Source organism: Acinetobacter sp. LCT-H3, from assembly GCF_001866125.1.
In the GTDB taxonomy this organism is placed as follows: domain Bacteria; phylum Pseudomonadota; class Gammaproteobacteria; order Pseudomonadales; family Moraxellaceae; genus Acinetobacter; species Acinetobacter schindleri.
In genome coordinates this window covers 1-802 of record NZ_MODX01000073.1, presented here as the reverse complement: position 1 = coordinate 802, position 802 = coordinate 1, and the positions used below count along the sequence as shown (strand labels likewise).

Below are 802 nucleotides of genomic sequence, written 5' to 3'. Positions count from 1 at the left end.
GAATGGCAAAACCGTCCGCTGGATGCACTCTATCCCATCGTCTATATGGACTGTATTGTAGTTAAAGTCCGTCATAATGGCAGTGTTATCAACAAGGCTGTATTCCTGGCCTTAGGCATTAATCTTGATGGACACAAAGAACTGCTCGGCATGTGGATGGCTGAGAATGAAGGTGCAAAGTTCTGGCTGAATGTCCTGACTGAGCTTAAAAACCGAGGGTTGCAGGATATTCTGATCGCCTGTGTGGATGGACTAAAAGGCTTTCCCGATGCCATTAACAGCGTATACCCGCAAACCCATATCCAGCTGTGCATTATCCATATGCTGCGTAACAGCTTGAAATACGTGTCATGGAAAGATTACAAGGCAGTCACTCAGGATTTAAAAACCGTTTATCAGTCACCTACTGAAGAGGCAGCCTTGATGGCCTTGGATCAATTCGCCCAAACATGGGATGACAAGTACCCACAGATCAGCAAAAGCTGGCGTACGCACTGGGAGAATCTGAATACCTTCTTTGCTTATCCAGCCGAGATACGCAAAGCCATCTATACCACTAATGCGATCGAGTCATTAAACAGCGTAATACGCCAGGCGATCAAAAAGCGGAAAGTCTTTCCAACGGATGATTCTGTACGTAAAGTGATTTACTTGGCAATTGATGCAGCGTCTAAAAAGTGGAATATGCCTATTCGCGACTGGCGTTTAGCTATGAGTCGCTTTATTATTGAATTCGGTGACCGCTTAAGCAATCACCTTTAAATTTATGAAAAGCAATTACACAAAATTATTTACAGGCTCT

At 44.0% G+C, this 802-nt stretch carries 1 protein-coding gene; it reads left to right on the top strand.

The genetic code is table 11. From position 1 onward, the window contains the following. Positions 1-762: IS256 family transposase (locus BK820_RS14905; protein WP_143045210.1), on the top strand; the 762-nt coding region annotated here is incomplete at its 5' end. Between the last annotated feature and the right edge of the window lie 40 nt (positions 763-802).